The 6571-nt window shown below is 66.9% G+C and carries 7 protein-coding genes; 1 reads left to right on the top strand and 6 read right to left on the bottom strand.

Annotated features, from left to right (window positions below; translation table 11 throughout):
* The 6 genes from WA317_RS07575 to infC form a co-directional block, all read right to left on the bottom strand.
* On the bottom strand, positions 1-744 hold a 744-nt coding region (locus tag WA317_RS07575; RefSeq protein ID WP_425172447.1), incomplete at its 3' end, for a rhomboid-like protein.
* A gap of 10 nt (positions 745-754) precedes the next feature.
* A complete protein-coding gene (locus tag WA317_RS07570; RefSeq protein WP_425172446.1) occupies positions 755-1621 on the bottom strand; it encodes an adenylate/guanylate cyclase domain-containing protein in 867 nt (288 codons plus the stop codon).
* Positions 1622-1793: 172 nt separating this feature from the next.
* Positions 1794-2570: a TrmH family RNA methyltransferase gene (locus tag WA317_RS07565; RefSeq protein ID WP_425172444.1), complete on the bottom strand. Its 777-nt coding sequence runs from the start codon at positions 2568-2570 to the stop codon at positions 1794-1796.
* A gap of 25 nt (positions 2571-2595) precedes the next feature.
* Entirely contained in the window at positions 2596-2985 is a 390-nt protein-coding gene (gene rplT, locus WA317_RS07560) for a 50S ribosomal protein L20 (RefSeq protein WP_425172443.1), read from the bottom strand.
* Between the two features lie 82 nt (positions 2986-3067).
* Entirely contained in the window at positions 3068-3262 is a 195-nt protein-coding gene (gene rpmI / locus WA317_RS07555; RefSeq protein ID WP_425172442.1) for a 50S ribosomal protein L35, read from the bottom strand.
* An 18-nt stretch (positions 3263-3280) separates the two neighbouring features.
* Positions 3281-3889 (bottom strand): translation initiation factor IF-3, encoded by a 609-nt coding sequence (gene infC / locus WA317_RS07550; RefSeq protein WP_425172445.1) that lies wholly within the window; start codon positions 3887-3889, stop codon positions 3281-3283.
* A gap of 391 nt (positions 3890-4280) precedes the next feature.
* On the opposite strand from infC, the gene lysX reads away from it, so the two are divergent.
* Positions 4281-6571, top strand: a 2291-nt coding sequence (gene lysX / locus WA317_RS07545; protein ID WP_425172441.1) for a bifunctional lysylphosphatidylglycerol synthetase/lysine--tRNA ligase LysX, incomplete at its 3' end; no start/stop codon positions are given.

Below are 6571 nucleotides of genomic sequence, written 5' to 3'. Positions count from 1 at the left end.
CACGCGCAGGCGGGCGATTCCACCGACTGTCAGGGCGCCCACCGGGCCGGCAATAGCCGCGGCGAGCGACGCCCACCCGGTGTGCGCCAGCAACAGAAAACCGAACCCAGCGGACCCTGCCAACAGCGCGTAGCGCACCGGCGTCCAGTAGACCGGCTTGCGGAGTCGGGTGGCGATCAGCATGCCCAGCACCAACGCGACGGTGTGGCCGGCATCGGTGAAATCATCGCCCACGGCGACAGCCGCTGCACCAATCGCCAGCCACCAGCCGATCCACGCCGGGCGCCAGCGCGCGGGAATGGCTGCGGTCAGGGCGCCCAGCACCGCCATGGCGCCGTAGCTCATTCCGACGTCGCTGGCATGAGTTATCGAGATCGGCAGCCAGCGCATTTTGATCGCCGCCACCAGGCCCGCCGCCACCAGTAGCGTCGCACCAATATGACCGATGAAGAACACCATGGCCACCCGGCCGCCGTGCCAGAGCAACTCAGCCAGTGCCAACAGACAGACCAGCCACGGCAACCAGACGTAGACGGGTCCGGCGTCGTTCACGAACGCACTGCCCAGCAACGTTCCCAGACGGCCGTGGGACAGGTTGTGCACATTCGTGCTCATGTGGCGGATCACGTCTTCACGCACGCGGGGGCCGAGGATGACCAGTGCCGTGCTGACCGCTGCCAGCACCGCTCCGAAACCCAAGGCGATGCGTACTCGCGCCAGAGCAGAAAGTATCGGCGAGAACATTGCCACCTAACTATGCCTGCGGTTCGGCGTCTGCGGTTTTGTCGCTGGCTGTCAATTCCCTACGAGTGTGCAGACGGTAGATGGCCATGTCTGCGGGTATCCCGGCCGGTTTTCCGCCAAACAGCGACCGGTGCGCGCGCTTGGCGACGACTCCCAGTTCGTCGAGATCAGCCTGCGAAATCTCGTCCAGGCTGGCGCTGGAGACCATGACTCCCCCTTTGGTTGCTCGTTCCATCACCCGAGCAGCGATGTTGACGTCGACGCCGAGCCAGTCGGCCGCCAGTCGCTGCGGCCTCCCAGTATGGATTCCGACCCGCATTCGAGGTGTGTAGCCATCCACATCCACCGAATGCAGCGCCTCTTTTGCCGCGCAGGCGGCGCGCACGGCGACGAGCGGTTCGTCGAAAACGGCCATGATCCCGTCGCCCATTCGTTTGACGATGCTTCCCCCGGCATCCAGCAGCGGCGGTTCGACGGCTCGTGCAACGCGCCGCAGCAGTGTGAGAGCAGCATCGTCGCCGGCTTTCAACGACCACTCCGAGAAGTTGACCAAATCGGTGAAGACCAGGGTCGTCTCGGCGTTGGCGGGCTGCCGCGAGACCTTCTCGGTCAACGCCTGCCACACCTGCAGGGCACCCAGGCTGACTTCGCGGGAGGCCGCGTCCTGAACCCCCAGCAAACGGCTCGCCGCCCGGGCGGCGGCACGCGGACCGCCGTCTCCGGCGGTGGACAGCGGATCACCAAAGTCGGGATCGCCGGGCAACACCCGACGGGCCCGGCGCAGCATCTCGACGACGCCGGGGCTGTGATTTTTGCTGCGCAGCCACCGCACCGGCGATTGCCGGTGCGAGTCCTGCGGGGCCGGCGCGGTTGCCACTTGCTCGGGCTCGCCGGACGCCGAATTGGGCCCGAGTTCCACTTGGTCGAGGATAGGTGTTCAACCTCGGCGCGGGCAATCACGACGCCCGTGGGCTGCGCCACGCGACAGCACAAAGTGGCTGGCCGGAAGTTACTGCGGAAACGCGGCCAGAAGAATCGTCCGGTGGGCATCAGTTGAGCGCGCGGGCGCTCTGGTATAGGCAGATCGCGGCAGCCGCGGCCACGTTGAGGCTTTCCGCGCCGCCGCGCATCGGGATCTGCACCCGGTGGTCCGCCGCTGTGGCGACGTCGGCCGGCAGGCCCTGCGCTTCCGGTCCGAACAGCCACGCCGTGGGCTTGCTGAGCAGCGATCCGGCCTCGTCGAGGGACACCTCGCCGTCGACTGCGGCGGCCAGCAGCTGCAGCCCGGCGGCGCGCAGTTCGTCCAGCACGGCGCCGGCGTCCGGGGCGACGACGACCGGGATCGTGAAGATACTGCCGGCCGACGCGCGCAGGCACTTGCCGTTGTAGGGGTCGACGCTGCTCCCACCGAAGATCACCGCCGCGGCACCCATCGCGTCCGCGATGCGGATCAACGTCCCCGCGTTGCCCGGCTCGCTGATCTGCACCGCGGCCGCGATCAGCTTGGGCGCCGCGGCCAGCACGTCCGGCAGGCCCAGGGTCGGCGGTTCGCACACCGCGATCAGGCCGACCGGAGTGACGGTGTCCGACAGCGCTTTGGCGGCACGTTCGGTCACCAGATGAATCGGCGCCTGCTGGCCGGCGATCAGCCCGGCGTGGCGCTGTGCGGCGGCTTCGGTGACGAAGACATCTCGGACCAGGCCCCGCGCCGACGCAGCCTGTACCAGGTTGGGGCCTTCGGCGAGGAAGCGCTGGGCGCGTCGGCGAGCGACATGACGGTGCAGTTTGACCGCTGCGACCACCCGGGCCGAGCGTTCAGTGAGCACGCGGCACGGGGCCCGGCCGGCCTGTTCAGGCAGCCTCGTCCGACGGCGCGTTTACATCGTCGGGCAGTGCCGCCCGGGCGACCTCGACCAGCGCGGTGAAGGCGGCCGGGTCGGTGACGGCGATGTCGGCCAGGTTTTTGCGATCCACTTCGACGCCTGCGGCTTTGAGGCCCTGGATCAGCCGGTTGTAGGTGATGTCGTTGGCTCGCGCCGCGGCGTTGATCCGCGAGATCCACAGCTTGCGGAACTCACCCTTGCGGGCCCGCCGGTCACGGAACGCATAGTTCAGTGAGTGCAGTTGCTGCTCTTTGGCTTTGCGGTAGAGCCGGGACCGCTGGCCGCGATAGCCTTTCGAGGCCTTCAGGACGGTGCGCCGCTTCTTCTGGGCGTTGACTGCCCGCTTCACGCGTGCCATGGCTTTTCCTATCTGGTTCGGACGTAATGGTTATGCCGGCTGCGTGCAGAGCTTGAGACTTTGCACGCTTGGAAAGAGGCGGTCAGCCGTTCAGCAGTTTCTTGACCCGCTTGGTGTCACTGGCTGACACCCCGGTCCGCCCTTCCAGGCGCCGGGTGCGGGTGCTCGGCTTGTGCTCGAACAGATGCCTACGGTTGGCGTGCTCACGCATGATTTTCCCGGTGGCGGTGCGACGGAACCGCTTCGAGGCTCCGCTGTGGGTCTTGGCTTTCGGCATGTGTCCTCAGTTCTGCTGTCAGGTCGTTCTTGCGTCGTTCTCGCTGTTGTTTGCAGGCGGCCCGGCGTCGACCGCGCCGCCATCTGCTTGTTGGGCTGCCCGGGCGCGGGTCTTCGCGCCGCGGTGCGGGGCCAACACCATCGTCATGTTGCGTCCGTCTTGCTTGGCTGACGTCTCGACGAATCCGTAGTCGGCGACGTCGGCGCCCAGGCGCTGCAGCAGTCGGTAGCCCAGTTCGGGCCGGGACTGCTCGCGTCCGCGGAACATGATGGTGACCTTGACCTTCGACCCGGCCTCCAGGAAGCGGACCACGTGGCCCTTCTTGGTTTCGTAGTCGTGATCGTCGATTTTGGGTCGCAGCTTCTGTTCCTTGACGACGGTCTGCTGCTGGTTCTTGCGGGACTCGCGCGCCTTCTGCGCCGCCTCGTACTTGTACTTGCCGTAGTCCATGATCTTGCAGACCGGCGGTCGGGCATTGGGCGCGACTTCGACAAGGTCGAGATCGGCGTCCGCGGCGACGCGGAGTGCATCTTCGATACGCACGATGCCTACCTGCTCACCTCCTGGCCCGATCAGCCGGACTTCAGGTACACGGATGCGTTCGTTAACGCGGGTCTCAGTGCTGATGGGGCCTCCCTGGTTGCGGCTGTCTTCTGGTCGCGACCGCGCGTCGACTTGTTCGGAACCAGCGATGGAAACACCACACCACCAGCAGAAAGGCCCTGCAACGCAGGGCCCGGGTGCCGACCGGTCGCGGCTTGAACCGCCTGCGTCATACGCAGAACGGGCACCGTCAAGTGCCCGTGACCGGACCGCTGAGCCTTTCGGAGAATCTTTAAGGATCTCAGAGGCCAACGGTGGGAGTGGGGACTCCACTTGCTGTCCTGGCTTCGCCGGGACGGTCGCAAAGGCCAGTTTAGCAGTCACGACGCGGATTCTGGGCACCGTACCGGGCTGACGCCGCAGCATCGGCCCGGCCTTGCGCGCACGTCGCAGTTTGAAGGAATATTCTCTCGCCGTGACAGTCATCGCGAGTCGCTCGAAGTCTGCCTCCCGACTTCACTGGGTACCGCCAGCGGCCGGCTGGTCGGTCGGCATCATCGCCACCCTGTCGCTGATAGCAAGCGTGTCACCGGTGGTGCGTTGGCTGATCAAGGTTCCGCGGGAGTTCATCAACGACTATTTGTTCAACTTCCCGGACACCAGCTTCGCCTGGTCATTCGTGCTGGCGCTGCTCGCCGGCGCGTTGACGGCCCGCAAGCGGATCGGCTGGTGGGTGATGGTGCTGAACCTGGTTCTCGCCGTCGTCCTCAACGTCCAGGGCCTGGCAGGCGGCGATCAGACAGCGATGGAAACCTCCGGCGACACCATCGGCCTGACGGCGCATCTGGCGGCGATCCTCCTACTGGCCCTGGCCTACCGCGAGTTCTGCGCAAAGGTTCGTCGCGGTGCCCTGTACAAGGCGGCCGGCGTGCTGGTCGCCGGCTGGGCGATCGGCATCGTGCTGTCCTGGGGGCTGGTAGAGCTGTTCCCCCGGACGCTGCAGCGCGACGACCGGCTGCCGTACGTAGTGAACCGGGTGATCGGCTTCGCCGTCGTCGACCCGGATTTCTTCGAAGGCAAGCCATCGGTCGTGCTCAATACCGTCTTCGGCCTCTTCGGCGCGCTGGCGTTGATGGCCGCGGCGATCGTGCTGTTCCGGTCTCAGCAGGCCGAGAACGCACTGACCGGCCAGGACGAATCGGCGATTCGCGGGCTGCTCGAGTTGTACGGGAAGAACGACTCGCTGGGTTACTTCGCCACCCGACGGGACAAGTCGGTCGTGTTCGCCCCCAACGGTCGCGCCGCGATCACCTACCGGGTCGAAGTCGGTGTCTGCCTGGCCAGCGGCGACCCGCTGGGCGACCCCAGATCGTGGCCTCAGGCCATTGACGCCTGGCTGCAGCTGTGCCAGACCTACGGCTGGACGCCGGGCGTCATGGGCGCCAGTTCCCAGGCTGCCAAGGCTTTCCGCGAGGCCGGGCTGAATGCTCTGGAACTGGGCGACGAGGCGATCCTCTACACCGCCGCGTTCAAGCTGTCCGGTCCGGAGATGCGCGGGGTGCGTCAGGCGGTCACCCGGGCGCGCCGGGCCGGCTTGACGGTGCGGATTCGACGGCACGCGGAGATCGACGCCACGGCGATGGCGGAGGTGATCAAGCGCGCGGACGCGTGGCGCGACACCGAAGACGAGCGCGGCTTCTCGATGGCGCTGGGCCGGCTCGGTGACCCGGCGGACGCGGAGTGCCTGCTGGTCGAGGCGATCAACCGGGACGACCAGGTGGTCGCGATGCTGTCGCTGGTGCCCTGGGGGCACAGCGGCGTATCGCTGGACCTGATGCGCCGTTCTCCGCAGTCGCCCAACGGCAGCATCGAACTAATGGTCAGCGACCTCGCATTGACCGGAGAGCGTCGGGGCATCGGCCGTATCTCGCTGAACTTCGCCATGTTCCGGTCGGCGTTCGCCCAGGGCGCCCAACTGGGCGCCGGTCCGGTTGCGCGGCTGTGGCGCGGTTTCCTGGTGTTCTTCTCCCGCTGGTGGCAGCTGGAGACGCTGTACCGGTCGAACATGAAGTACCAGCCGGACTGGGTGCCCCGGTACGCCTGTTACGAGGACGCCCGGATGATTCCCCGCGTGGGGGTTGCCTCGGCGTTCGCCGAGGGCTTCCTCGTGCTGCCGTTCACCCGCCGCAACAAGCAGCACACCGGCCACCATTCGTCCGTCCCGGCGACCCTCGTCGCAAGCGGACTGCTGCATCAGGACGGCTCCGCGCCGGATCTGTCCAAGCTGCAGCAGGCCGAGTTCGGCGGCGACGACCGTCAATCGCGACTCCCCGACCAGATGCGGGTCCGGCTGGCCAAACTCAACGTGCTGCAGGCCGGCGGGGTCGACACCTACCCGGTCGGCCACCCGCCGAGTCACACGGTGGTACAGGCTTTGGCCTCCGGCGCCGACGACCAGAGCATCGTCACGGTGTCCGGACGTGTGCTGCGCATCCGTGACTTCGGTGGCGTGCTGTTCGCCCAGCTGCGCGACTGGTCCGGCGAAATGCAGCTGCTGCTGGACAATTCCCGGTTGGCGCACTGCCGGACCGCGGATTTCACCAAGGCCATCGATCTCGGTGACCTGATCGAGGTGACCGGGCAGATGGGGTTCAGCAAGACCGGCACGCGATCGCTGATCGTGCACGGCTGGCGACTGGTCGGCAAGTGCCTGCGGCCGCTGCCGAACAAGTGGAAAGGACTGGCCGATCCCGAAGCTCGCGTGCG

The sequence above is a fragment of the Mycobacterium sp. genome, assembly GCF_049802695.1.
Lineage (GTDB): Bacteria > Actinomycetota > Actinomycetes > Mycobacteriales > Mycobacteriaceae > Mycobacterium.
The sequence above is the reverse complement of the archived record's forward strand: the minus strand, read 5'-3'. Positions and strand labels throughout refer to the sequence as shown.

Excerpts from the sequence above, each read along its gene's own strand:
- rplT (WP_425172443.1), bottom strand. The coding sequence starts at position 2,985 with ATGGCACGCGTGAAGCGGGCAGTCAACGCCCAGAAGAAGCGGCGCACC.
- rpmI (WP_425172442.1), bottom strand. The coding sequence starts at position 3,262 with ATGCCGAAAGCCAAGACCCACAGCGGAGCCTCGAAGCGGTTCCGTCGC.